Annotated in this window: 21 protein-coding genes; 11 read left to right on the forward strand and 10 right to left on the reverse strand. The window is 70.5% G+C overall.

Annotated features, from left to right (window positions below):
* Positions 1 to 60 precede the first annotated feature (60 nt).
* On the reverse strand, positions 61 to 867 hold the full coding sequence (locus AB0J69_RS38430; protein ID WP_364128055.1) for a DeoR/GlpR family DNA-binding transcription regulator: 807 nt from the start codon (positions 865 to 867) through the stop codon (positions 61 to 63).
* Entirely contained in the window at positions 867 to 1,412 is a 546-nt protein-coding gene (locus AB0J69_RS38435; RefSeq protein WP_364128057.1) for a hypothetical protein, read from the reverse strand. The genes AB0J69_RS38430 and AB0J69_RS38435 overlap by 1 nt, the downstream gene beginning before the upstream one ends.
* 225 nt (positions 1,413 to 1,637) lie before the next feature.
* On the opposite strand from AB0J69_RS38435, the gene AB0J69_RS38440 reads away from it, so the two are divergent.
* Positions 1,638 to 2,588, forward strand: coding sequence for a sugar ABC transporter permease (locus AB0J69_RS38440; protein WP_364128060.1), 951 nt, complete (start codon positions 1,638 to 1,640; stop codon positions 2,586 to 2,588).
* An 11-nt stretch (positions 2,589 to 2,599) separates the two neighbouring features.
* Positions 2,600 to 3,481, forward strand: coding sequence for a carbohydrate ABC transporter permease (locus AB0J69_RS38445; RefSeq protein ID WP_364128063.1), 882 nt, complete (start codon positions 2,600 to 2,602; stop codon positions 3,479 to 3,481).
* Positions 3,482 to 3,523: 42 nt separating this feature from the next.
* Here AB0J69_RS38445 and AB0J69_RS38450 read toward each other — a convergent pair whose 3' ends face one another.
* On the reverse strand, positions 3,524 to 4,927 hold the full coding sequence (locus AB0J69_RS38450; protein ID WP_364128066.1) for a DUF4832 domain-containing protein: 1,404 nt from the start codon (positions 4,925 to 4,927) through the stop codon (positions 3,524 to 3,526).
* 145 nt (positions 4,928 to 5,072) lie between these two features.
* Here AB0J69_RS38450 and AB0J69_RS38455 point away from each other — a divergent pair, with 145 nt between their 5' ends.
* The 3 genes from AB0J69_RS38455 to AB0J69_RS38465 all read left to right on the forward strand — a co-directional run bounded on the left by AB0J69_RS38455 (position 5,073) and on the right by AB0J69_RS38465 (position 9,219).
* Positions 5,073 to 6,443, forward strand: a complete 1,371-nt coding sequence (locus tag AB0J69_RS38455; protein WP_364128069.1) for a sugar ABC transporter substrate-binding protein — start codon at positions 5,073 to 5,075, stop codon at positions 6,441 to 6,443.
* A 76-nt stretch (positions 6,444 to 6,519) separates the two neighbouring features.
* The gene (locus AB0J69_RS38460; RefSeq protein WP_364128071.1) at positions 6,520 to 8,013 is read left to right on the forward strand and encodes a glycoside hydrolase family 36 protein; all 1,494 of its coding nucleotides are present in this window, start codon (positions 6,520 to 6,522) and stop codon (positions 8,011 to 8,013) included.
* Between the two features lie 48 nt (positions 8,014 to 8,061).
* Positions 8,062 to 9,219, forward strand: coding sequence for an ROK family transcriptional regulator (locus AB0J69_RS38465; protein WP_364128073.1), 1,158 nt, complete (start codon positions 8,062 to 8,064; stop codon positions 9,217 to 9,219).
* A 206-nt stretch (positions 9,220 to 9,425) separates the two neighbouring features.
* Here the strand turns inward: AB0J69_RS38465 and AB0J69_RS38470 are convergent, their stop codons facing one another.
* The 4 genes from AB0J69_RS38470 to AB0J69_RS38485 are packed head-to-tail and all read right to left on the reverse strand — an operon-like array spanning position 9,426 to position 12,702.
* On the reverse strand, positions 9,426 to 11,195 hold the full coding sequence (locus tag AB0J69_RS38470) for an FtsX-like permease family protein (protein ID WP_364128076.1): 1,770 nt from the start codon (positions 11,193 to 11,195) through the stop codon (positions 9,426 to 9,428).
* A 26-nt stretch (positions 11,196 to 11,221) separates the two neighbouring features.
* Entirely contained in the window at positions 11,222 to 11,962 is a 741-nt protein-coding gene (locus AB0J69_RS38475; protein ID WP_364128079.1) for an ABC transporter ATP-binding protein, read from the reverse strand.
* Positions 11,959 to 12,492 (reverse strand): PadR family transcriptional regulator, encoded by a 534-nt coding sequence (locus AB0J69_RS38480; protein ID WP_364128082.1) that lies wholly within the window; start codon positions 12,490 to 12,492, stop codon positions 11,959 to 11,961. Before AB0J69_RS38480 ends, AB0J69_RS38475 begins: the two co-directional genes overlap by 4 nt.
* Before the next feature lie 9 nt (positions 12,493 to 12,501).
* The gene (locus AB0J69_RS38485) at positions 12,502 to 12,702 is read right to left on the reverse strand and encodes a hypothetical protein (RefSeq protein WP_364128084.1); all 201 of its coding nucleotides are present in this window, start codon (positions 12,700 to 12,702) and stop codon (positions 12,502 to 12,504) included.
* 76 nt (positions 12,703 to 12,778) lie between these two features.
* Here AB0J69_RS38485 and AB0J69_RS38490 point away from each other — a divergent pair, with 76 nt between their 5' ends.
* Complete coding sequence (locus AB0J69_RS38490) at positions 12,779 to 13,567, forward strand: alpha/beta hydrolase (protein ID WP_364128087.1); 789 nt, start codon at positions 12,779 to 12,781, stop codon at positions 13,565 to 13,567.
* A gap of 160 nt (positions 13,568 to 13,727) precedes the next feature.
* Here AB0J69_RS38490 and AB0J69_RS38495 read toward each other — a convergent pair whose 3' ends face one another.
* Positions 13,728 to 14,471, reverse strand: a complete 744-nt coding sequence (locus tag AB0J69_RS38495; protein ID WP_364128089.1) for a TetR/AcrR family transcriptional regulator — start codon at positions 14,469 to 14,471, stop codon at positions 13,728 to 13,730.
* A gap of 162 nt (positions 14,472 to 14,633) precedes the next feature.
* On the opposite strand from AB0J69_RS38495, the gene AB0J69_RS38500 reads away from it, so the two are divergent.
* Positions 14,634 to 15,284, forward strand: a complete 651-nt coding sequence (locus AB0J69_RS38500) for a dihydrofolate reductase family protein (protein ID WP_364128092.1) — start codon at positions 14,634 to 14,636, stop codon at positions 15,282 to 15,284.
* Positions 15,285 to 15,670: 386 nt separating this feature from the next.
* Here AB0J69_RS38500 and AB0J69_RS38505 read toward each other — a convergent pair whose 3' ends face one another.
* A complete protein-coding gene (locus AB0J69_RS38505) occupies positions 15,671 to 16,741 on the reverse strand; it encodes a LacI family DNA-binding transcriptional regulator (RefSeq protein ID WP_364128094.1) in 1,071 nt (356 codons plus the stop codon).
* Positions 16,742 to 16,888: 147 nt separating this feature from the next.
* Here AB0J69_RS38505 and AB0J69_RS38510 point away from each other — a divergent pair, with 147 nt between their 5' ends.
* The 4 genes from AB0J69_RS38510 (at position 16,889) to AB0J69_RS38525 (ending at position 21,358) form a co-directional block, all read left to right on the forward strand.
* Positions 16,889 to 18,250: a hypothetical protein gene (locus AB0J69_RS38510; RefSeq protein WP_364128097.1), complete on the forward strand. Its 1,362-nt coding sequence runs from the start codon at positions 16,889 to 16,891 to the stop codon at positions 18,248 to 18,250.
* A 5-nt stretch (positions 18,251 to 18,255) separates the two neighbouring features.
* Positions 18,256 to 19,185: a sugar ABC transporter permease gene (locus AB0J69_RS38515; protein WP_364128100.1), complete on the forward strand. Its 930-nt coding sequence runs from the start codon at positions 18,256 to 18,258 to the stop codon at positions 19,183 to 19,185.
* Entirely contained in the window at positions 19,182 to 20,006 is an 825-nt protein-coding gene (locus tag AB0J69_RS38520; RefSeq protein ID WP_364128103.1) for a carbohydrate ABC transporter permease, read from the forward strand. Before AB0J69_RS38515 ends, AB0J69_RS38520 begins: the two co-directional genes overlap by 4 nt.
* Positions 20,007 to 20,176: 170 nt before the next feature.
* Positions 20,177 to 21,358, forward strand: a complete 1,182-nt coding sequence (locus tag AB0J69_RS38525; RefSeq protein ID WP_364128106.1) for a glycoside hydrolase family 68 protein — start codon at positions 20,177 to 20,179, stop codon at positions 21,356 to 21,358.
* Positions 21,359 to 21,403: 45 nt separating this feature from the next.
* On the opposite strand, the gene AB0J69_RS38530 is transcribed toward AB0J69_RS38525, so the two are convergent.
* On the reverse strand, positions 21,404 to 22,426 hold the full coding sequence (locus AB0J69_RS38530; RefSeq protein ID WP_364128109.1) for a LacI family DNA-binding transcriptional regulator: 1,023 nt from the start codon (positions 22,424 to 22,426) through the stop codon (positions 21,404 to 21,406).
* Positions 22,427 to 22,532 lie beyond the last annotated feature (106 nt).

Below are 22,532 nucleotides of genomic sequence, written 5' to 3' on the forward strand. Positions count from 1 at the left end.
CCCGCCCGAACGGTGTCGACAAGATCACTGTTCGGTGCGGGAGCTCCGTTGCCGTGCGGCTCAGTCCACGAGATCCACGGGGGTGCCGTCATCGCGCAGGCCGGCGACGAACTCCGGGTCGGCCTCCCTGCCGGTCACCAGGAGATCCACCTCGGCGAGGTCGCAGACGGGTGCGAGCCCTGTCCGGCCCAGCTTGGAGGAGTCGGCGAGCACGACGTGCCGCCGGGAGGCCCCGATCATCTTGCGCTTCATCTCGGCCTCCAGCAGGTTGAGCCCGGTGACCCCGAGCCCCGGGTGGACACCGTGGCAGCCGAGGAAGAGCGTGTCGGCGTGGATCCGGTCGAGCATGGGTGCGCCCAGAGGGTCGACGAGCGCGTGCGTGACAGGCCGGAGCGTGCCGCCGGTGATCAGCACGGTGATGCGCGGTATGGCCGGCTCCAGTTCGACGGCCACCCGGAGGCTGTTGGTGAAGACCACGACGTCGGTCAGCTCCGAGCGGGCGACGAGGGCGCGGGCCAGGAACGTCGTGGTGGTGCCGGCGTCGATGACCAGGCTCTCCCCGCTGGTCACCAGGCCGGCCGCGTGCCGCGCCAGCCGGGTCTTCTCCACCGCCGCGCTGCCGAGCGAGACCTCGAAGGACGGCTCGGCCGGCCGGGACGGCCTGGCCGGGATCGCGCCGCCGCGGACCCGGCGGATGGCTCCCTGCTTGTCGAGGAGCTCGAGGTCGGCACGGATCGTGACGCTGGTGACGCCGAAGATCTCGGCCAGGTCGGTGACGCGGACGAACTCGTGCTCCAGCACCATGGAGATGATGCGCTCGCGCCTGGCGTCCACGGCGATGTCCGGTGTCGCCGCCGCGTCCCCCATCAGCTCGCCCTGCCTGACATGGCCCGCCGGCCTCGTGTGATGCCCGCGGGCAGCAGCGCCCGGTGCGCGTCGATGAGCTCGTCGCACAGGGCCTCGATGGCCGGCACGGGCAGGGTGGCCGAGGTGTTGGGGTCGAGCATGGCCGCCTGGTACACCGCCGATCGTTGTTCCTGGAGGGCCGCGGTCACAGTCAGCTCTACCACATTGAGGAACGTCCGGTTCAACGCGGCCAGCTGGACGGGCAGCGGGCCGATCGGCGACGGGTGGACGCCGGACCCGCCGACGACGGCCGGCACCTCCACACACGCCTCGGCGGGAAGGTTGTCGATGAGGCCGGTGTCCGGCACCGTCAGATAGACCTCGCGGGAGGTCCCGGTGACCACGGAATGGATCACCTCGGACGCCATGGTCAGCGTCGTGTCGGGCGGTGGCCCGGCGGGCGGCCGGGCGGGCGGGCCGGCGGGGGCGGCCGAGGCCGGGACGGCCCCGCCCAGCAGGAAGGTCGTCGCGGTGGTGAGGGAGGCGAGCCAACGTCCGATCTTCATGGGAGCCTCGGGGAAGCTGGGGGGTTGTTCTCACAGCGAAACCTGGACGTAACGGAATACAAGCATGAAGGTTTCGCTTGCGCCAGATCCAATCTTCGCTATCGCAAGTGATGGGCTCCGCCTAAGATATGATTAGGCCTTGACAAAATATCGATAGCTCGCATCATTATTACCGACGACCGGCCCCATGGAACGCCGGCGAGTGGCTGTCGACAGGGAGCGCCCATGCAAGCGGTTGGGACACGACTCGATGCCGGGACCGACCGGCGTCAAGGGTTTCTCGGCCGCCAGGGCCGCCCGCGGCGACGGCGGGACGATCGCCGGGTCGCGTGGTTGTTCCTGCTGCCGGTGATCTTCGGTTTCGCGGTCTTCTACGCCTACCCGACGGTCCGGGGCGTCTGGTACTCGTTCACGGACTACAGCCTGCTGGCCGACCCGAAGTACGTCGGCGCGGACAACTACCGGCAACTGGTCAGCGACGGGCAGTTCTGGAACGCGCTCAAGGTCACGGGCTACTACGTGGTCGTGAACATCGTCTCGCAGACGCTGCTCGCGCTCGGGCTGGCCGCGCTGATGCACCGGCTGACCCGGTCGGTCGTCCTGCGCGCGACGCTGCTGGTGCCCTGGCTGGTGCCGAACGTGACGATCGGCCTGCTGTGGGCCTGGCTGCTGGATCCCGAGCTCGGGTTCGTCAACCACCTCATCGGCCTGACCGGGCTCGACACCACCCTCTCCTTCAACTCGCCGGACTGGGCGATGCCCCTGGTGGCTCTGGTCAACACCTGGACCTACACGGGCTACACCGCACTGCTGCTCTACGCGGGGATGCTGCAGATACCGCCACACCTGTACGAGGGCGCGGCGATCGACGGCGCGGGCGAATGGCGCATGTTCCGCTCGATCACGCTGCCGCTCCTGCGGCCGATCCTGGCGCTGGTGCTGGTGGTGTCGCTGATCGGCTCGTTCCAGATCTTCGACACGGTCGCGGTCGTCTACGGCGGCAAGCCGCCCATCCCGGAGACCCGGGTCATCTACTACTACATCTACCAGCGGGCGTTCACCTACTTCGACATGGGATACGCCTCCGCCCTGGCGATGGTCCTCGTGGTCATCCTCGGCGTGCTGACGACCATGCAGTTGCGGATGCTGCGCGCGTCGCGTTCGGACCTGGGTTAAGGAGCCTTCGGATGTTCTCCGGAATGAGAGTCGGCAGGAGGGCCGCCTGGCTCGCCCTCGTCGTCACGGTCGTGCTCACCGTCTTCCCCTTCTACTGGATGGTCCGCACGGCCCTGACCCCGGCGGGCGACCTCTACACCAATTCGACCGCGCTGTGGCCGGACAACCCCACGCTGATCAACTTCGCGCGGGTGCTGGGTCTGGTGGACGCCGAGACGGCCAGGGCCGCGGGCGGGTCGGGCGCGCAGCTGAATTTCCTGCTGTACACGATGAACTCGATCATCTACAGCGGGCTGATCGCCGCCGTGCAGACCTTCTGCTGCGCCATGGCGGGCTACGCCTTCGCCCGGCTGCGCTTCCCGGGCAGGGACCTGGCCTTCGCCGTCATCATCGCCGCGCTGATGGTGCCGCCGATCTTCACGATCCTGCCCAACTTCGTGCTGGTCAAGCAGCTGGACCTGCTGAACACCCTCCCGGGGCTGGTCCTGCCCAGCCTGCTGATGACGCCGTTCGCGGTGTTCTTCCTGCGCCAGTTCTTCCTGTCCATCCCCCGGGACGTGGAGGAGGCCGCGACGCTGGAGGGCATCAGCCGGTGGGGGATGTTCTGGAAGATCGTCCTGCCCATGAGCCGCGGCCCGCTGATCACCATCGGGCTCACCACGATCGTGTGGAGCTGGAAGGACTACCTGTGGCCGCTGCTGGTGGGCAAGGGCGAGGACACCCGGGTGCTCACCGTCGGGCTGGGCGTGTTCCTCCAGCAGTCGCCGAACCGGGGGCCGGACTGGACCGGGCTCATGGCCGGATCGGTGCTGTCCGTCATCCCGGTGCTCATCCTGCTCGTCTTCCTGGGCAAGCGGCTGGTGCAGTCGATGAACTTCTCCGGCATCAAGTGACGAAGCGGGGCGCGGCCGGAGCCGCACCCCTTCGTGGTGGCGTCAGGAGGCCCGGATCCGCCCGAGGGTCAGCCAGCCGGGGACGGTCGTGTCCTGGCCGGCGTTGGCGAAGCGCAGCGGCATGCCGTTCCGCAGCGGGTTGGCGGCCCGCAGGACCAGCGTGTACTCGCCCTTCCGCAATCCGTCGGCCGGTCCGTTGAAGGGCAGGGCGGCGGTGAGCTCGGCCGGCTCGCCGGGCATGACGCGGGTCAGCTTCCAGGACGTCGTCCAGGTCCGGGCGATCCGCCCGTCCCGGCCGACCGCGGCCACCTGGACGGGCCAGTCGTAGGAGAACGGGGCGACGCCGTCGTTGCGGATCCGGACGGCGACGTCGAGGCCGCCGCGCCGCTGCTCGGTCCGCACCGCGGTGACCCTGAGCTCGTAACCCAGCGACTTCGCGCCCTGCAGCGCCTGGTCGTAGGCGGCGCCGGTGTACCCGGGGCTGAAGGCGTAGTGGTTGAGCAGCCAGGTCGCGTGGGTCTGGGCGACGCTCGTGGCGAAGTCCTTGTCCCCGTCGCCGGGACAGTCCATCGGCGTGTTGAACAGGCAGCCCTGGAGCTCGGGCCGCAGCTCGCCGGCGACCGTGTCGGTCCGCCACTTGTCGGTGGTGCCGGCCTGCTGCATCAGGTCCATGAAGTGCCAGCCGGGGCCCGGCAGGGTGGAGTAGGCGAAGGAGTCGTCGTGGTAGCCCAGGTCGTGTTCCTTGTTGTCGGCACCGGGGTAGCGGACCATGAGCCTGGTCCGGTCGAACGCCTTGTCGTAGGCGTCCAGTACCCTGAGCTGCTCGGCCGGGGAAGCGAACCAGTTCTCCGTGCCGGGGTCCCCGTTGTGCGGCCAGGTGTGCCACTCGCCCCAGAAGCCCAGCAGGCCGAGCTGGACGAACCCGATCCGCGGGTCACCGTCGTAGCGGCGGCCGAGCGCGGCGATGAACCGATCGAGCGCGGCGGTCAGATTCGGGTCGTCGTAGTCGGGCGACACGCTCTGCCCGTTGTTGCCGAAGTCGTCGTACGGCCGGGTCAGCAGGTTCTGGTCGAGCAGGAACTGCGGGATGCCGCTGGGCTTGCCCGGATAGTCCAGGTAGAAGCGGAACGCCGCCTGGTGGCCACGGGCGGCGATCGCGTCCAGCTGCTCCTCCAGCGCCCGCCAGTCGAACCGGTGCGCACCGGTCATCACCGCGTTCAGCGGCAGGTAGAACCACTCCATCGAGTGGGGGAACGTCGTATAGGCGCCGGCGTAGGGGATGAAGCCCTCCAGCGGGTTGGCGTCCGGGGCCTCCGCCGCCGCCAGGTTCCGCCAGCCCGGCTGGGCGGCCGAGGCCGAGCTCGGGGTGGGCAGCGCCGTGACGGCCGCGGCCAGGAGGGCGACGAGCGCCATCCGGGCAGGCCGGCCGGTCGGAGAGTGGACCATCGAAGCCTCCACGTGACGATCGTCAAGGCATTATGAGCTGGCCTTGACAAATTTTCGATGAGCCACATCATTATTCGAGAGAGCCAACAAGGCAAGAGGGAACTTCTCGGGCCCTCGGCCCCATCCCCCAGGAAGAGGCACCTCGATGATCAATAGGAAGCGGGTCGGAGCGGCGCTGCTGTGCGCGCTGCTGGCGGGCACCACGCTCACCGCGTGCGGCGGTTCCGAGACGGGCAAGCCGGCGGGCGGTGACGGGGGCGGCAAGGTCACGCTCGACTACTGGCTGTGGGACGACAACCAGTTGGCCTCCTACCAGGCCTGCGCCGACGCCTTCCAGAAGGCGAACCCGAACATCGCCATCAAGATCACCCAGACGGCCTGGGCGCAGTACTGGCAGAACCTGACCACGCAGCTGGCGGCCGGCGAGGCTCCGGACGTGTGGACCAACCAGGTGTCGTACTACCCGCAGTTCGTCTCCAGCCAGCAGATCCTCGACATCCAGCCCTACGTCGACGCTGACAAGGTGGACCTGACCCAGTATCAGGACGGGCTCGCGGACCTGTGGACCAAGGACGGCAAGCGGTACGGGCTGCCCAAGGACTGGGACACCGAGGCGGTCGTCTACAACACGGAGATGCTCGACAAGGCCGGCGTCAAGCCCGCGGAGCTGGCCGACCTGACCTGGAACCCCACCGACGGCGGCACCTTCGGGGAGGTCATCGCCAAGCTCACCGTCGACGAGAAGGGCCGCAACGGCCTGGACCCGGCCTTCGACAAGGACAACGTCGCGGTCTACGGGTACCAGCCGGAGTGGAACGACGGCTCCCAGGGCCAGAACGGCTGGGGCGAGCTGGCCGCCGCCAACGGCTTCACCTACCTCGACAAGAACCCGTGGGGCACCCAGTACAAGTACGACGACCCCAAGCTGATCGAGACCATCAGCTGGTACAAGGCGCTGACCGACAAGGGGTACGCGCCCCGCTTCGACAAGCAGTCGACGCTCGGCATCGACGCCGTGATGAACTCCGGGAAGGCCGCGCTCACCATTGCCGGCTCCTGGACCATCAACACGTACATGGGTGACGGCGCCAAGCAGAAGTTCGCGCTCGCGCCGCTGCCCGTCGGGCCGATCGGGACCCGCAAGAGCGCCATCAACGGCCTCTCGGACGCCATCTGGGCGGGCACCGAGAACAAGGACGCCGCGTGGAAGTGGGTGAAGTACCTCGGCTCGACCGACTGCCAGGACGTGGTGGCCGGCAACGCCGTCGTGTTCCCCGCGATCAAGACCTCGGCGGAGAAGGCGCTGGCCGCCCACAAGGCCAAGGGCCGTGACGTGCAGGTGTACGTGGACTACACCAAGACCCCCGGCGGCACGTTCCTCCTGCCGATCACCGAGCACGGCACCGAGATCAGCCAGATCGTGCAGGACGCCCTGCAGGCGGTCATCCTCGGCCAGATCGAGCCCGCCGAGGCGCTGAAGAAGGCCAACCAGCAGGTCAACAGCCTGTTCGCCTGATCGTTCCGTCCTTGCCCCGTCCGGCGGGATCCGCGCTGCACTTCCGCCGGACGGCACTGCTGCTCGAAGGAGAACCATGCCCCTGCTCGTCGACCTGGCCGATCGTGAATTCGCGGTCGAGCTCACGGGTTCCGAGCCCCCCACGCCCGTCGCCGGCGGCCTCGTCCTGCCGCCCGGCCGGGTCGCGATCCTGCACGGCCTCGCCGACGCCCTGTTCTACCGGCACGGCCAGAACTCCTGGAGCCCGTGCGGGTGGCGCCGCCTCAGCGAGCCCCCCTTGCGGATCGCCAACCCCCAGCGGCGCCTGACCGCGGACGACACGGTCTGGGACGACCCGGCCCGCCACCACTCCTCGGCCGTGGCCGCGTTGCAGGGCGCGGACGGGCGGGTGCTGCTGCTGGGCTCACTCGGGCTGGGCACCCCCCGCCTGGCCGCCGACCACGACACCCTGGCCGGCTGGTGCGAGGAAGACGGGGCCCCCTGGTTCCTCGCCTACGGTCCCGAGCAGGAGGTCTTCGCCCACTACACCGACCAGCTCGCGGCCCGGCTGGGCAGCAGCGACCGGCAGGCCGGCAACGTGTGGTGCACCTGGTACGCGTACTACGAGGGCATCAGCGAGGAGGTGCTGAGCAAGGACGTCGCCGCGCTGGCCGGCCTCCCGTTCGACGTCGTCCAGATCGACGACGGCTGGGAGCTGGCCGTCGGGGACTGGGAGCCCAACCACAAGTTCCCCTCCGGCATGCGCGCCCTGACCGAGCGGATCACCGCCGCCGGCATGAGAGCGGGCCTGTGGCTGGCGCCGTTCATCGTGCTGCCCACGTCGGCGACGGCCCACGAGCACCCCGAGTTCCTGCTGCGCGACGCCGACGGGCAGCCGGTCGTCGCGGGGCACAACTGGGGCACCTCCTACTGGGCCCTTGACCTCACCCACCCCGGCGTCCAGGAGCACCTCACCCGGATGATCCACCGGGTCGTGCACGAGTGGGGTTTCACCTACCTCAAGCTCGACTTCGTCAACGCCGGCGCCGTCCCCGGCGTCCGGCACTCCGGGGCGCCCCGCGAGCAGGCCTACCGGGACGCGCTCGCCCTGATCCGGCGCGTCGCGGGCCCGGAGGTCTACCTGCTCGGCAGCGGCGCCCTGCTGCTGCCCTCGCTCGGGCTGGCCGACGGGCTGCGCAGCGGCCCCGACGTCGCCCCGCTGTGGACCAACTACGCCAGCGACGACCCCTCGGACGCCATGGCCTACAACGCCGTCGTGAACACGCTGCACCGGCTGTGGCAGTCGCCCCTGCTCCAGGTCGACCCGGACATCGTGTACTTCCGCAGCCGGCTCAACCTGCTCACCGAGACGCAGATGGGCTGGCTGCAGGACCTGGCCACGATCTGCGGCTTCAAGGCCGTCTCCGACCCGCCGTCGTGGCTCGACGCGGACGAGCTCGAACGCCTGGCGGCCTACCTGGCCGAGCAGCCGGAAATCGTCCCGACCGGCCGGTACAGTTTCGCCATCGACGGCCGTACCGTCGATTTCGCCACTGCGCTGGACCCGGGACGGCAGTATCCGATCACGTGACAGGGCCGCTAGAATTACGCTATAACGAAGCATAATTGGGGGGTTGAGGTGCCCGAGGCGGCCGGAGCCGACGTCAGCAAACTCCGCGAGATCAACTCGCTCAGCATCGTCCGGGCGATGCGGGGTCAGCCACCCGCCACCGTCACCGAGCTCGCCACCCGCACCGGCCTGTCCCGGCCCGGCACCGACGTCGTGGTCCGCGGGCTGGTCACCGACGGATGGGTGCAGGTCGTGGAGCCCGACGGCAGCAGCGTCGGCCGCCCCGCCCGCCGCTACCGCTTCAACGCCGGCGCCGGGCACGTGCTCGGCGTCGACGTCGGCGGCCACAAGATCCTGGTCCTGCTCGCCGACCTCGAAGGGCAGGTGCTGCGCAGCCACCGGCTCCCGGTCGAGCCCGACGCCGACCCCGCCGCGCGGCTCCAGGCCGTCGACGCCGCCATCACCCAGTGCCTGTCTGACGCCGGGATGCGGCCCGACCAGATCTGGGCGGTGACGGTCGGCGTGACCGGCCCGGTCGACGCCACCGGTCGCACCACGCTGTTCACCCCGCTGCCGGGCTGGTCGAGCGTCTCGCCCGCCGAGCACCTCTCGGCCCGCTTCAGCTGCCCGATCCTGGTCGAGAACGACTGCAAGCTCGCCGCCGTCGCCGAACGCTGGAAGGGCGCCGCGCAGGACGCCGACGACATCGTCTACCTGCTGGCGGGCATGCGGACCGGCGCCGGCCTCATCCTCGACGGCACCCTGCGGCGCGGGTACGGGGGAGCGGCCGGCGAGATCGGCGCCCTCAAGGCGGTCCGCTGGCTCTCCGCCCCCTCCCACATCGAGAACTGCCCAGGGGTGCCCGAGGACATCCACCCCAACGACAAGGCCGCCTGGGTCTTCGAACGCGCCCGCGAGGGCGACCGCCACGCCCGCACCGCGCTCCGCCGCTACGTCAAGGACCTGGCCGTGGGCGCCGCGGCCCTCGTGCTGACCCTCGACCCGCAGGTCGTCATCCTCGGCGGCGGCTACTCCCGCTCCGCGGACCTCCTCATAGAGCCCTTCGAGCGGGAGCTGGGCCGCCTCTGCCTGCGCGTCCCCGAGATCCGGGCGTCCGATCTCGGCGCGGACAGCGTCGCCCTCGGCGCGCTGCGCGTCGCCCTGGACCAGGTCGACGCGCAACTGTTCACGGACGGGATGCCCGCCCCGATCACCCTCCACGCCTGACTCGCACGCCCCGACCGCCGGGTACCTGAACTGAACCCGCGTGCCGGCAAGCCGTGGCAGCCGGCGCTCCTGAGCGGAGGGCACCTGGTCAGGAGCGCCGGCCCCGGGCGGGGCGCAGGACTCGGATCATGCCCGCCCGGCACCGCGCGCTACCGGCTCGGCAGCGGCCGCGTTGGGCAGGAACAGCGCCCCGAGCGCCAGGCCGATCACGCTGTTTCGGCGCTGAGGGCCTGCGCCACCGGCCGGCGCGCCGCCAGGCGTGCGGGCAGGGCGGTGAGCGCGGCCGTCGCCAGGAGGATCGCGAGCGCGGCGCCGGACATCCAGGAGAAGGGCGGTGCGGTCGCGTTCCTCGCGCCGAAGATCCAGAACACGGCGATGCCCATGGGGATGCCGACGATGGCGCCGGGCAGGGCGGGCAGGAGCTGGGCGGCGGACAGCCCCGCCGAGATCTGCCCCGGGGTGGCGCCGAGCGTACGCGCGATGGCCATGTTCGCCCGGGCCTCTATGGCAGTGGTCCAGGTGAACGTGATGGTGTTCACGACGGCGAGTGTGATCAGCAGGATGGTGACGGCCAGCATCAGCCGGCGGTCGTGCTCGCCCCGCAGGTTGGGCAGGGCGGAGGAGCCGTGCAGGCCGTAGCCCCGCTCCGGCTGGGCGTAGAGGGCCAGCAGGGTGATGATCGCGATCACTGTCGTGGCGGTGGAACACGCCTGCAGCACGGCGCGGCCCGGCCGGCGGGCGGTCAGCCGCAGCCCGAGCAGGAGCGGCGTGGGCAGCAGCGCGGACAGCGCGGTGAGCCAGGGCCGGTGACGGGGCTGGTGCGCGGTGGCGGTCAGCGCCGTGACGGTCGCCGTACGTACGGCCCGCAGCGTGGGACGCAGCGTGGACAGCACCGCCACCGCCACGGCGAGCACGGTCGCCGCGGCGACGGTGGCGCCGGTCAGCCCGGCGGCGTCGCCGATCCGGCTGGCGGTGGGGCTGGCGATGGCGGGCGCGGTCAGTCGGGCGATCACCAGCCCCAGCGCGTCGCCGGCCAGCGCCAGCGCCAGGTACTCGGTGAGCAGGACGGTGGCGATCAGGCCCGGGGTGGCGCCGACGGCTTTGAGCAGCCCGGCCCGGCGCGTCTGCTCGACGGCGCGGCCCGCGGCCAGCGCCGCCACTCCGGTGATGGCCAGGAAGCTGAGCAGCCAGCTACCGATGACCAGGATCGGCTGGCTGTTCCTGAGGATGACCATGTCCTGTACGGCTTTGAACTGCCAGGAGTGGAAGTTGATCCTGATGGTGGAGCCGCGGTGGGCTTCGCGGAAGGCCTCGGTGGCGGCGGGGTCGCGCAGCTTGAGGTCCAGGGCCGAGGTCACCGGGAGATCCTGGGACGACGCCAGTGTCCGGGCATCTGATGTGGTCATCCAGGCCAGGCCGGTGTAGTCGCTGGGGCCGCCGCCCGGGCCGATCTGCGCCGCCCAGGGGTAGATGGAGGTGGCCGCGGTCACGGCGATCCCGACGACGGGGTACGACCGGCCGGCGATGGTGACGCGGTCGCCGACGCCGACGCCCAGCGCGGTGGCGAAGCCCCGTTCGACGACCGCGCCGCCGGGCCGTACCCAATGACCCGAGGTCACCAGCGGCCGGTTGACCGTGCCGGGCGTCTCGGCGAAGCCGTGCACCACCACCGGGGACGACGTGGAGTCGCGCGTGGTGAGGTTGGCGTAGACGATGCGATAGGGGCCGTGGTGGGCGACCACTTCGGGATCCTTCGCCAGCGAGGCCAGGGCCGAGGTCACGCCGGGGCCGGTGTCGCCGGAGACTGCCACCACGTCCGGCCCGGCGGTGGCCGCGCGGGTCTGCTCGTACAGCGCGTCGCTCACGCCGCGCAGGGACAGACCCAGTGCCATCGTGGCGGTGGCCACGGTCACCGCGAGCAGGAGCATCACGGCCTGGACCTGGTGCCGCCGCACGTCAGCCAGCACCAGACGCATGACGAGCACGATGGAGCCCATGACGTTCAGCCCTCCAGCCCGATCAGCCCGCCGAGCCCGCGCGGGTGGGCGCCGGCCAGCCGGGTGTCGTCGACGAACATCCCGTCGCGCATCGAGATCAGCCGATCCGCCGTGGCCGCCACCCGCTCGTCATGCGTGACGATCAGGAGGGTCTGCCCCGCCGAACGCAGCTCCTCGAAGATCCTCAGCACATCGAGGGTCCCCGCGGTGTCGAGGTTGCCGGTCGGCTCGTCGGCCAGGACGACCAGCGGCTCGTTGACCAGCGCGCGGGCGATGGCGACCCGCTGGCGCTGTCCGCCGGACAGTTGCGACGGCAGATGCCGGGCACGGTCGGCGAGCCCGACCCGTTCCAGCAGCAGGCCCGCGCGCCGCCTGGCCTGGCGGCGCGAGCGCCCGGCCAGCAGCGCGGCCAGCTCCACGTTCTCCGCCGCCGACAGCTCCTCCACCAGATGGAAGGCCTGGAAGACGAACCCCACCGACCGGCGCCGCAGCCGCGCCAGGGCCCGCTCGCTCAAGGTGTCGATGCGCCGCCCGGCCACCCACACCTCCCCACCGGTGGCCCGCTCCAGGCCACCCAGCAGGTGCAGCAGAGTGGATTTCCCGCAGCCGCTGGGCCCCATCACCGCCAGCATCTGTCCCTGAGGCACCTCCAGGTCGACCTCGTCCACCGCGCGGACCCGGCTCTGCCCCTGACCGTGCGTCTTCACCAGGCCGCAGGCCCGGACCGCGGCGCTTGACACGTTCATCCACCCTCGATTTCGTCATCGGCCTTAGACCAGGCCCGCTCGCAGGCATCCAGCCAGCGCAGGTCCGCCCGCAGCCGCAGCACGACCCCTTCCAGCAGCAGGCCGGCGCCCGACCCCGCCGGCTCGGCCAGCGCCGCCTGCTGCGCCTCACGCAAGCGGCGCAGCAACTCACGGCGCTGCGCCGCCACCAGCTCCACCGGGTCGGCCAGCCGGGCCGCCGCGGCGGCGGCGAGCTTGAGATGGAACTCCGCCAGGTCCGGTTTCGGCCAGCCCACCTCGGCCAGCCACGCGCTCACCCGCTGCTGCCCCGCCGGGGTCAGCGCGTAGACCTTGCGCTCCGGCCGCTCGGGCAGACCGTCCGCGCGCTCGCAGACCACGAGCCCCGCTCGCTCCAACCGGGCCAACGTCACATAGATCTGACCGCGGTTCATCGACTCGCCCAGCGGGCCGAGACTGCGCCGCAGCCGAGCGTGCAACTGGTACCCGTGCGACGGCTCCTTGGCGAGCATCGCCAGCACTGCGTCCTGCACTCCAGCCCCCTAACGGTTGGCCAATAGATAGCGGTTATCTGCGGGAGGTGTCAAAACGGTACACCTGGCGATGTCCTGGACCGGCACGTTCTGCCGGCCTGCGACTTCATGGAATCCGTCATCCTCGCCGGTCGGCGCCAGTGCATCATGGCTGTCTTCGAGCGGAAAATTATATTGTCCTTGACAATCTTTTATGTCGGAAGAAATCATGGTGGCTCGTCACGCTGCGACCCTGCGTCCCGGCGGTTCCGCCGCTGGGCGCCCACTCCCGAAGGGCATGCACCCCATGTACAAGACCACCTCGCCCGACGGCACCACCGTGGCCTTCGACCGCGTCGGCGACGGCCCTGCCCTGATCGTGGTGGGAGGCGCCTTCAGCACGCGCAGCCACCCCGTGGTGGCCGATCTGGCCCGCCATCTGTCCGAGCGCTTCACCGTCTACGCCTACGACCGACGCGGCCGAGGCGACTCCACGGACAACCCCGCGTACACCGTCCAACGGGAGATCGAGGACCTGCACGCCGTGATCGATGCGACGGGCGGCCCGGCCCACGTCTACGGCCTGTCCTCCGGTGCCGCGCTCGCCCTGCGCGCGGCAGCCGCCGCCCTGCCCATCGACCGGCTGGTGCTGCACGAGCCGCCGTACGACATCGACGGCGCCCGGCCCGCCCTGCCCGCCGGCTTCGCCTCCCGGCTCGAAGCGCTGAGCGCCGGCGACCGCCGCGGGGAGGCGGTGGAGTACTTCATGACCCGGGGGATGGGGATGCCCGCCGAGATGATCACCCAGATGCGCGCGACCCCCGCCTGGCCTGAACTGGTCGCGCTGGCCCACACCCTGGTCTACGACACTGCGGTGATGGGGGACAACACGCTGCCCGCGGCGCAGGCCGCGAAGATCGGCGTGCCCGTGCTGGTCCTGGCCGGCGAGCACAGTCCGGAATGGCTGCGCCAGGCCGCGAGTGCCGTCGCCGAGGCCTGCACCACCGGCCGGCTCCTGGTCCTGCCCGGACAGAGCCACTTCGCTCCCGACAACGCCGCGGTGGCCGCGGCGATGGCCGACTTCTTGCTCGCCTGACCGTGATGCCTCTCAAGAGTCGAGTTGCCGAGCCGGCCGTGGTTCTGCGCAGGACCTGCGCGCGTGCTCGAGCTCGGCGATTCAGGCTGGCGCGCCCCGCCCGTCTGGCCGCGAAAGGCTCTGTCTCAACCGTATCCCAGCGTCCTGTCCTTGCGATGGCTCATGCATCGGCGCTGTTCCGGGTGTGCTGGGTGACGGCGTGTTCGAGGCCGTCGAGGATGGCGCGTAGGCCGAACTCCTGCGTCGTGGTGGCCGAGGGGGTGGCCTGGGTGGTGGCCAGCAGCGGGAAACGGTCGGCGTTGAGGAGGAGCAGGTCGCGCATGATCGAGGTGGCGCTGCCGCCCGTCCAGATCTGAGTGCCAGGAGTCGCGGCCGCGTGGGTGGCGCGGATGTGGTTGGACACCAGCATGACCGCGTCCAGCCGTTCGCGTTCGGTCAGGGCGGTGTCGGCCAGGGCGCTGAGGGCGCTTTCCGGCCAGCTGGTCTCGCGTGGGCCCATGACGCGGTCGCCCACGGTGACCGACGGCAGCCAGGGGTGGCGCCGCCAGGCGGCGGACAACTGGCGGGCGTACTCTTCCAGCTTGGCCCGCCAGCCGGTCACCCCGCTCAGGTCGGGGGGTGTGCCGACCGCCGCCTCGACCATGACGGCTATCAGCTCGGCCTTGCCGTTGACGTAGCGGTACAGGGCCATCTTGGTGAGACCGAGCTCGGCGGCGACCCGCTGCATGGAGACGGCCTCCAGCCCTTCGGCGTCGGCGACCTTCACAGCGGTGTCGGCCACCTGGGCGACGTCGAAGGCGGGCCTGGGGCCTCTGCTACGCGGTTTCCGCAGGCCCCACAGCAGCTCGGCCACTGCCCCCGGATCCTCCTCGTTGGCCACCATCGTCGCCCTCCCACTTGTCATCCCCGTAAAACTGTATCTATGATACACAGTGTCCTAGCGACACAGTTACTCTCCCGAGCGCAGGAGCACGACCTGGGGCGGCTACGACCAGAATGCCGCGACCGGCCTTCGTTTCCGGACCGCCGACGACAACCGACTCCGATCACCGAAGGGGCATCAGTCATGTCACTCGCCCGCGTCCACAACTTCGCCATCTCACTCGACGGCTTCGGCACCGGTGAGGGTCAGAGCCGCGACGCACATTTCGGGCACGCCGGGCAAAGGCTGCACGAGTGGATGTTCGCCACCCGGTGGTGGCGGCACAAGAGGGACGGCCAGTCCGGCGGCACCGGCGGAGTCGACGACGCCTTCGTCCAGCAGCACGCTCTCGGAATCGGCGCCGAGATCATGGGTGCCGGGAAGTTCGGCCATCCCGGGTGGCACGAGGACCCGGAATGGAAGGGCGCGTGGGGTCCCAATCCGCCGTTCCACACGCCGGTCTTCGTCCTCACCCATCACGTGCGCCCGTCCATCGAGATGGAGGGCGGCACGACCTTCCACTTCATCGACGCCTCACCCGCCGAGGCGCTCGAGGCGGCCCGCAAGGCTGCGGACGGCCTGGACGTACGCATCGGCGGGGGTCCCACCGTGATCCGCGACTTCCTTGCTGCCGGGCTCATCGACCACCTGCACACGGTGGTGGTCCCGATCCTCCTCGGCCGAGGCGTACGCCTGTGGGACGGACTGGAGGGCCTGGAGAAGGACTACGAGGTCGAGTCCATCTCCTCGTCCAGCGGAGTCACGCATGTGACGTTCACCCGTGCGGGTGTCTGAACCGCCTCCGCCGAGAACGCGGGCAGGGCTCCAGGGCCCGTCCACCGCCCTGCTGGACCAGGTCATCGCCTGGAGTGCCGTGCTGAAGACCCTGCGCTAAGGAGAGCGCCATCTGCCCCCTTCTTGCAGCACCCGGAACGACAGCGACCGAGAGGCTCGTCGGCCGAGCGCGAGTGACCAGGCAGATTTGCGGCATGCGTCGCGGGCAGGGCCCGCGCGGGGGCGGCGTGCCCGGCTACGTCGGTGTCGCCGAGGGCGGCGTGCTGCCCGGCCCCACCCCTGCCAAGGCGTGAATTCGGCTCCAGGGACGGCCTCGGCGGCAGGTGTGGCGGCGCCGGTGGCCTTGCTGTCCGGAGACGGGATGGCCGCAGTGGCCCCCGGCGGCGTCAGCCGGATTGCGCGGCAGACGGTGACGCGATGGACTCGCGGCTGCGCAGGGGCATGGGGACCCGGTGCACGTCGCCCGGTCGATCAGGGTCTGTGTCGTCGTTGTCGATCTCGGTGAACAGCACGTCGACGGCCTTGCGGCCGAGTTCGTAGTGCGGCAGCGCCACGGTCGTCAGCCGGGGCCGGATCCACGAGGCGATGGGGTGGTCGTCGAAGGAGACGACGGACACGTCGTCCGGAACCTTGAGCCCGGCATCGTCGAGCGCCTGGTAGGCGCCCATCGCGATGCGGTCGTTGAAGCAGATCAGCGCCCGTGGACGCGCGGTCTCCAGGAGGTCCCGCGTCGCGGTGAAGCCATGTTCCGGCTGCCAGTCGGGGCAGGTACGACCGCCCGCCACCTTGACGCCCGCCTCGCCGAGCGCCTCCCGGATGCCGACGAGCCGTTCCACCGCCGCGACGCTTTCCGGGGGAACGTCGCCGATGCCGGGGCCGGCGCCGATCAGGTGGATGCCGTCGCGGTGGCCGGCGTCGAGCAGGACACGGGCCGCGCGGCGGCCGGCCTCGACCTCGTCAGGGAGGATGGCCGGCAGGGGAGTGGGCTGTTCGGGCAGCGCATTGAGCAGAACGGCGGGGGCGGCCGTGATCGACTTGGGCACCTTGATGGTCCGGGTGAACATCGAGGCCAGAATCAGCCCGTCCACCTGGCGGTCGTGCATGGCCTGCAGCAGCAGGCGCTCGAGCTCGGCGTCCCCCTCCGTCTCGCCGATGAACAGCATGAAGCCACGCTCGCGGGCGGCCTCGAGCGCACCCTTGATCATGTCGCCGGCCAGCCGCGAGGTGGCGACTGTGTCGGAGATGAAGCCGATCGTCCGGGATGTGCCCGTACGCAGGCCCACGGAGACGATGTTGGGCCGGTACTGCAACTCGTTGGCGGCCTGCACGACACGCTGCTCGACGTCTTGAGAGATCCGCAACTCGCGCCCGCGGCCCGACAGCACCAGTGAGGCGGTCGTGCGGGAGACGCCCGCGGCTTTGGCCACATCGGCCAGCGTGACCCGTCGTGGGCTCACCCAGAACCTCCGATCGTCAAGAGTGCGTTACGGGGGGTTGACATCGTACGACGCGCGTGGTGAGACTATCGGGCGCTAACCCGATTTAGCAACGGAGTCGGGACATCAGCCCGGTGCCGATTGTCCCAGGCAGCAGAGGAGATGCACATGGCTCGTCGAGTCCGCCCCGGCAGGTCCGGGGCCGCGCTTGTGATCGCCATGGGGACGCTGGCCGCCGCCTGCGCGGCACCCGGCGGCAACGGCCCGCAGCCCGCGGCCACCAGCGCGTCGCCGCAGTCCGCCGCGCCCGCCTGCGGCACGGCGCAGATCACGATGAACGGCTACTTCGAGACCGGCTTCCCGCTGCCCAAGGCGCTGACCACCGAGTTCACCAAGCAGCACCCGAACGTCACCTGGAACATCCGCGAGGACCAGTTCGCGGTCATCACGCAGAACGCCCCGCGCGTCCTGGCGGACAACCCACCCGACCTGATGCGCCTGCCCCAGGTCTCCGAGCTGGTCAAGGACAACCTGCTGAAGAACCTCGACGGCTACGCCCAGGCCTTCGGCTGGGACAAGTGGCCCGCCTCCCAGCTCGAACAGCTCCGCCTGGGCCCCGGCGGACGGCCGCGCGGGCAGGGCTCCCTGTACGCCCTGGGCCTCAACTTCAGCATGACCGGCGTCTTCTACAACAAGAAGCTCGCCACCCAGATCGGCATGTCGACGCCGCCCGCCACGCTGGCGGAGCTCGATGCCGCGCTGTCCAAGGCCAAGAGCGCGGGCATCACGCCGATCGTGCAGTTCAACGGCGGAGCCACCGGCGGGCTGGCGTTCCCGCTGCAGAACCTCATGGCCTCCTACGGCCCGGCCGGACCGATCAACGACTGGATCTTCCAGAAGCCCGGCGCCACCATCGACACCCCGTCGAACCTGCAGGCCGCCCAGCACCTGGAGAAGTGGATCAAGGCGGGCTACTTCCAGAAGGACGTGAACGCGGTCGACTACGCGACGATGATGAGCCGCTTCATCGACGGCCAGGGCCTGTTCATGTTCAACGGCGACTGGGAGTCGGGCAACCTCGACAAGCAGATGCCGGGCAACGTCGGCTTCACGTTGATGCCGCCCGCCCAGCAGGGTGGCAAGCTGGCCGCCATGTCGGCGCCCCTCACCTTCGGGATCGCCGCGAACGCGAAGAACGCCGACTGCGCCGCCTTCTTCCTCAACTGGGTGGCCACCGACCAGCGGGCCCGCGAGATCGGCGTCGAGGTCGGCGGATCGCGCCCGATGGGACCGGCCGACGCGTACATGCCGGCCGTCGCCTCCGACAAGGTCACCGCGAGCACCCTGGCCGCCGGGGCGGACATCGCCGAGGACAACGGCGCGATGGACTTCATCGCCAACGCCACCGGCGCCATCTACGCCAAGAGCTGGACCCCGAACCTGCAGAAGCTGGTGGCCGGAGAGCAGACCCCGCAGGGGCTGCTGAAGGCGGTCCAGGCCGACTACGCCGGTCAGCTCGAAGGGAACTGAACGAGTTGACGCCCCGGTCAGTCGCCGCCCGGTCCGCGCACCGTCGGCCGGCCACCACCAAGCTGCGCGGCACCCGCGGCTTGGTCGGCTGGCTGTTCATCATCCCGGCGCTCGCCTTCTACGCGGTCTTCGTGCTGCGCCCGGTCGCCTTGACGTTCCAGTACTCGCTGTACGAGTGGGACGGCATCGGGCCGTCCACGTGGGTGGGGGCGGCCAACTACGGCAGGGTCTTCACCGACCCCGATCTGTTCGACTCGCTGGTCAACGCCTTTCAGCTGATCGTCTTCTTCAGCGCGATCCCGGTCGTGCTCGGCCTGGCGATCGCCGCCACGATCAGGCGCATCGCCCAGAGCCGGCTCGCCCTCGTGGCCCGTACCGTGCTCTTCCTGCCGCAGGTCATCCCGCTGGTGGCGGCCGGCATCGCGTGGAGCTGGCTGCTGGCCTCCACCGGAGTGATCAACCAGCTCCTCTCGCTCATCGGCCTCGGCGGGGTCACCCGGGCCTGGCTGGGCGACTTCGCCACCGCCCTGCCGGCGGTCGGCATGATCGGCGCGTGGGTGCTGCTCGGCCTGTGCACGCTGCTGCTCCTGGCCGGCATGAGCAAGATCGACCCGGCGCTGTACGAGGCCGCCCGGCTGGACGGCGCCGGGCCGTGGCGGGAGTTCGTCTCCATCACGGTGCCCAGCCTGCGCCAGGAGATCGCGGTCTGCGTCACCGTGACCGTGATCGCGGCCCTGGCGAGCTTCGACATCATCTACATCTCGACCCAGGGCGGTCCCGGAAACACGACCATGGTGCCCGGCCTGCAGATCTTCTACCTGGCCTTCTCCGAACGCGAGGTGGGGACGGCCTCGGCCCTGGCCATGGTCCTCATGCTCCTCGTGATCGCCTGTGCCCTTCCCATCCAGTGGTTCGCAAAGGACGGCAACCGATGATCCTCGCGTGGCGGGAGTCCTGGACCGGCAGGCTGCTGCTCGTCGTCATGATGGCGGTCACGCTCCTGCCGTTCCTCAGCCTGTTCGTCACCGCCCTGCACCCCTCCGGCACCTACCCGGCCGGACTCGCCTGGCCCGGCGACCCGCAGTGGGGCAACTTCCTGCGGGCCTTCGAGGCCGCGAACATGGGGGAGCTGCTGAAGTCGAGCGTCCTCATCGTGCTGGGCGTGGTCCCGATCTCGATCCTGCTGGGCACGATGGCCGGCTTCGCCGTCGGCCACCTGCGCGTGATCGGCGGACGCGTGGTCTTCCTGCTGTTCGTGCTCGGCCTGACGCTGCCCTTCGAGGGCATCATCACGCCGCTGTACTACCAGATGCGGGACATGGGACTGCTGAACACGCGCTGGGCGATCATCCTGCCGCTCATCGGCCTGTTCATGCCGTTCTCGGTCTTCTGGATGCGCGCGCACTTCGTCAACATGCCCGCGGAGCTGTCCGAAAGCGCGCGGATGGACGGCGCCAACGTGTGGCAGTTGTTCCGGCGCATCCACGTCCCCCTGGCCATGCCGGCGATCTCGTCCCTGGGCATCCTGCTGTTCCTGTGGACCTGGAACCAGTTCCTGCTGGCCATCGTCCTCGTCGACGATCCGGCCAAGCGCACGATGTCCGGCGCGCTGGGCGCCTTCCAGGGCCAGTGGGGAACCGACATCCCGCTGCTGTGCGCCGGATCGCTACTCATCCTGACACCCACCCTGGCGATCTTCCTCATCTTCCAGCGGCACTTCGTCAAGGCCCTGCTCCAGGGCTCCCTGAAGGGCTGACGGCACCGCGCCCGGCCGCACCAGGGCCGGTGGAACCCGCACATCCCACCCCACGAGTGAAAGCAGAGGTCGTTCATGGTCCTACGAGGACGGTCCGGCGGCGCACGGAATCCGGCGAGCGGATCCAGCCCGTTCGCCGGACATGCCCACGTCTGCGGTAGGGGCGGCGCGTGAACGGTGGCCGACCGGCGCTCTGGACCAGCCGGCACCTCGATCTGCTCGCCGGCACCACCGCGACCACCGCGCCCCTCTTCGACCCCACGGCCGTGCCTCGGCTCCTGCCGGGTCACGATCTCTGGGATCTGTGGCCGGTTCAGGAGGAGGACGGCTCGACGGCCCTGTTCGGCGGCCACGAGGTGTGGATGGTGCTGTCGGCCCCGGCTCTCGGCCACCCCGAAGGGCGCCACGACCGGGCCCGGATCCGCCTGTTCGCCAGGAACGGCGACGGATGGGAGGACCTCGGGAACGCCTTCGCCGACGACGCCTCGCCCGGCAGCCGGGAGTGGTCGGGATCAGCGGTCCGCCGGCCGGACGGGACGGTGTCGGTGTTCTACACGGCCGCCGGCCGGCGGGGCGAAGCACGTCCCACGTTCCGGCAGAGCGTCATCGAGGCGCGCCTCGGCCGGCTCGCCGGCGGCGACCGGTTCTCGCCGCACGAAGCCGCCGGACATCGGGAGATCCTCCGCTCCGACGGCCGGATGTACCTGCCGACCGATGAGGCCGACGGGTCACCGGGGAACATCAGGGCATTTCGCGATCCCGGCTGGTTCCGCGACCCGGCCGACGGGCGCGACTACCTGCTCGTCGCGGCCTCCATCGCCTGGGGCGACGGCTTCACCGGCGCCATCGCCCTGGCCGAGTCACGGGCCGGCGGCTGGTCGCTGCTCCCGCCTCTCCTCGTGGCCGAGGGCGTCAGCCGGGAGCTGGAACGGCCGCACGTCATCGTCCACCAGTCGCGGTACTACCTCTTCTTCACCGCCCAGCGCCACTCCTTCCACCCGGCCGATCGCGCACCCACCGGGCTCTACGGCTTCGCCGCGCCCAGCCTGACGGGACCGTACGAGCCGCTCAACGGCTCCGGGCTGGTGATCCGGAACCCGTCTTCCGAACCCGATCAGGCCTACGCGTGGCTGGTGCTGCCCAGCCGCCACGTGGCCAGCTTCGCCAACTACCGATCGCGGCGGGGCGGAAATCCCCTGCATGCGGAGGCGGCGCAGGCACGAGCCGACTTCGGCGGGACCATCGCGCCCATGCTCGAACTCGATCTGGACGGAATGACCACGTCCGTCGCCCCCGCCTCGGAAGGTCCGGCGGAGCGCCGGGGCGTGCCCTTGACGGACGGCCGAGCGTGAGCCACCCCGGCTCGCCTCGCTGACCCTCGGAGGCCGCGCTCCAGCTCAGGCGGGCGGGAGCGCGGGCGGCGCGGTGCTCTCGCGTACGACGAGTTCGGTGGCCAGCTCGACGCGGCTTTGCGGCAGCTGCTCGCCTTGGGCCAGCCTCAGCAGCATCGAGGTGGCCGCCGCGGCCATCTCCGCGAGGGGCTGGCGGATCGTGGTCAGCGGCGGGATGGCCCACCGCACCGAAGGCATGTCGTCGAAGCCGATCACGCTGAGATCGTCCGGTATGCGCAGGCCGAGCTGGTGGGCCGCGTGGTAGACGCCGATGGCCTGACCGTCGTTCGTGGCGAAGATCGCGGTAGGCCGGTCACGCAGGCGCAGCAGGCGGTGGGCCTCGGCCAGACCGCCCTCGATGAGAAAGTCCCCCCGGCCGACCAGCTCCGGATCCGCGGGCGCGCCGGCCATGTCGAGGGCGGTCCGGTAGCCGTCGAGACGGGCCCGGCTGGACAACGCGGAGTCCGGCCCGGTGATGATGGCGATGCGGCGGTGCCCGAGCTCCAGGAGGTGGCGGGTCGCCATGAGCCCCCCGTTCCAGTTCCCGGCGCCGACCGACGGGATGTTTCCGGCCGGAGCGTCGGCCGGATCCAGCAGGACCAGCGGGATCTCGCGGCGGGCGAGCTGTTCGTGCTGGCGTTCGGTCAGGCCCGAGAACACCGCGATCACGCCGCTCGGCCGGCGCCGCAGCACACTCTCCAGCCAGGCGTCCGCGGCGGTGTGGTCATGGCACAGGTCCGATATCGCCACCGTGAGCTCGTGCTCGCGCGCGACCGCGGCCACACCCTTGGTGATCTCGACGGGATAGTCGCCCTCCAGCGCGTGGAAGACCAGCTCCACCAGGGCCGTCGGCGTGGAGCGGCGGCGCTGTCGCCGGTAGCCGTGCCGGCGGATGAGCTCCTCCACGGCGGCGCGGGTTTCGGACGAGACCTCGGAACGGCCGTTCACGACTTTGGAGACCGTCGCGGTGGAGACTCCGGCCAGCTCGGCGAGCTGGGCGATGGTGAGGGGGGACGACTCCGTGGTCATGGCGGCAGTCTAGTCACGGAGCGCTGACAGGCGGACAGCGCCGGATCGCCGTGGATCGGCCGTTCGGGCCGTGGACCAGCGTTCGATCCGTCCGGCCGTTTCGGGA

This window comes from Nonomuraea sp. NPDC049709 (assembly GCF_040674815.1).
Lineage (GTDB): Bacteria > Actinomycetota > Actinomycetes > Streptosporangiales > Streptosporangiaceae > Nonomuraea.

What these genes read in the sequence shown, in the direction of transcription:
- AB0J69_RS38430 (WP_364128055.1), bottom strand. Translation starts at nt 867, where the DNA reads ATGGGGGACGCGGCGGCGACACCGGACATCGCCGTGGACGCCAGGCGC.
- AB0J69_RS38435 (WP_364128057.1), bottom strand. Translation starts at nt 1,412, where the DNA reads ATGAAGATCGGACGTTGGCTCGCCTCCCTCACCACCGCGACGACCTTC.
- AB0J69_RS38440 (WP_364128060.1), top strand. Translation starts at nt 1,638, where the DNA reads ATGCAAGCGGTTGGGACACGACTCGATGCCGGGACCGACCGGCGTCAA.
- AB0J69_RS38445 (WP_364128063.1), top strand. Translation starts at nt 2,600, where the DNA reads ATGTTCTCCGGAATGAGAGTCGGCAGGAGGGCCGCCTGGCTCGCCCTC.
- AB0J69_RS38450 (WP_364128066.1), bottom strand. Translation starts at nt 4,927, where the DNA reads ATGGTCCACTCTCCGACCGGCCGGCCTGCCCGGATGGCGCTCGTCGCC.
- AB0J69_RS38455 (WP_364128069.1), top strand. Translation starts at nt 5,073, where the DNA reads ATGATCAATAGGAAGCGGGTCGGAGCGGCGCTGCTGTGCGCGCTGCTG.
- AB0J69_RS38460 (WP_364128071.1), top strand. Translation starts at nt 6,520, where the DNA reads ATGCCCCTGCTCGTCGACCTGGCCGATCGTGAATTCGCGGTCGAGCTC.
- AB0J69_RS38470 (WP_364128076.1), bottom strand. Translation starts at nt 11,195, where the DNA reads ATGCGTCTGGTGCTGGCTGACGTGCGGCGGCACCAGGTCCAGGCCGTG.
- AB0J69_RS38475 (WP_364128079.1), bottom strand. Translation starts at nt 11,962, where the DNA reads ATGAACGTGTCAAGCGCCGCGGTCCGGGCCTGCGGCCTGGTGAAGACG.
- AB0J69_RS38485 (WP_364128084.1), bottom strand. Translation starts at nt 12,702, where the DNA reads ATGATTTCTTCCGACATAAAAGATTGTCAAGGACAATATAATTTTCCG.
- AB0J69_RS38490 (WP_364128087.1), top strand. Translation starts at nt 12,779, where the DNA reads ATGTACAAGACCACCTCGCCCGACGGCACCACCGTGGCCTTCGACCGC.
- AB0J69_RS38495 (WP_364128089.1), bottom strand. Translation starts at nt 14,471, where the DNA reads ATGACAAGTGGGAGGGCGACGATGGTGGCCAACGAGGAGGATCCGGGG.
- AB0J69_RS38500 (WP_364128092.1), top strand. Translation starts at nt 14,634, where the DNA reads ATGTCACTCGCCCGCGTCCACAACTTCGCCATCTCACTCGACGGCTTC.
- AB0J69_RS38510 (WP_364128097.1), top strand. Translation starts at nt 16,889, where the DNA reads ATGGCTCGTCGAGTCCGCCCCGGCAGGTCCGGGGCCGCGCTTGTGATC.
- AB0J69_RS38520 (WP_364128103.1), top strand. Translation starts at nt 19,182, where the DNA reads ATGATCCTCGCGTGGCGGGAGTCCTGGACCGGCAGGCTGCTGCTCGTC.
- AB0J69_RS38530 (WP_364128109.1), bottom strand. Translation starts at nt 22,426, where the DNA reads ATGACCACGGAGTCGTCCCCCCTCACCATCGCCCAGCTCGCCGAGCTG.